Below are 1,204 nucleotides of genomic sequence, written 5' to 3' on the forward strand. Positions count from 1 at the left end.
GTCCTCTTCCCCCAAAGGGGGAAGAGGAGTCGTACGCGCGTCCTCCGCCCCCTATGGGGGCGGACAGGCGGCGTAGCCGCCAGGTGGGGGCAAGTCGGCCATGACCCGCATCATCTCTGGCGAAGCGCAACACGGCGAAACCGTTCCCGCCTCCAGCGACCGCGCCATGCGCCCGCAGACCCTGGCGGAGTTCGTCGGCCAGGAGCAGGCCAAGGGCAATCTGCGGATCTTCATCGAGGCCGCCAAGGGCCGGGGCGAGGCCCTGGACCACGTGCTGCTGTTCGGCCCGCCGGGCCTGGGCAAGACCACCCTGGCCCAGATCGTCGCCCGCGAGCTGGGCGTCAATTTCCGCGCCACCTCGGGTCCGGTGCTGAACAAGGCCGGCGACCTGGCGGCGATCCTGACCAATCTGGAAGCCAACGACGTCCTGTTCATCGACGAGATCCACCGCCTGCCCTCGACCGTGGAGGAGATCCTCTATCCGGCCATGGAGGACCACGTGCTGGACCTGGTGATCGGCGAGGGGCCTTCGGCGCGCTCGATCCGCATCGATCTCGCGCCCTTCACCCTGGTGGCGGCCACGACTCGGGCGGGCATGCTGGCGACGCCCTTGCGCGACCGCTTCGGCATTCCGATCCGCCTGGAGTTCTACACCCCGGCCGAGCTGCGCCACGTGCTGCTGCACGCCGCCCGCAAGATGGGCGTGGCGCTGTCGGACGACGGGGCCGACGAGATCGCCAAGCGGGCCCGGGGCACGCCCCGCGTCGCCGGCCGCCTGCTGCGCCGCGTCCGCGACTTCGCCGCCGCCGACGGGGCGCCGATCATCGACCGCAAGGCCGCCGGCCTGGCCCTGGCGCGTCTTGAAGTGGATGAGAGTGGGCTCGACTCCCTGGACCGCCGCTACCTGCGCGCCATGATCGACAACTACGGCGGCGGCCCGGTGGGCGTCGAGACCATCGCCTACGCCATCGCCGAGGCCCGCGACGCGGTCGAGGACGTCATCGAGCCCTATCTGATGCAGCAGGGCTTCATCCAGCGCACCCCGCGCGGCCGCATGGCGTGCGGCAAGGCCTATCTGCACCTGGGTTTGACCGAACCGGTCTCGGCCCCGAAGATCGTGCAGGGCGGGCTGTTCGGCGAGGAGTGAACCTTCTCCCAGAGGGAGAAGGAGGGGCCCGCGCCGCAGGCGTGGGAGGATGAGGGG

1 protein-coding gene is annotated in these 1,204 nt (G+C 70.8%); it reads left to right on the forward strand.

Features of this window, described 5'->3' with window-relative positions; all coding sequences use genetic code 11:
- The first annotated feature begins 100 nt into the window (after positions 1-100).
- Positions 101-1,147 (forward strand): Holliday junction branch migration DNA helicase RuvB, encoded by a 1,047-nt coding sequence (gene ruvB, locus AC1DZ6_RS25485; RefSeq protein ID WP_477099872.1) that lies wholly within the window; start codon positions 101-103, stop codon positions 1,145-1,147.
- Positions 1,148-1,204 lie beyond the last annotated feature (57 nt).

The sequence above is a fragment of the Caulobacter sp. P1_B12_2 genome, assembly GCF_056406675.1.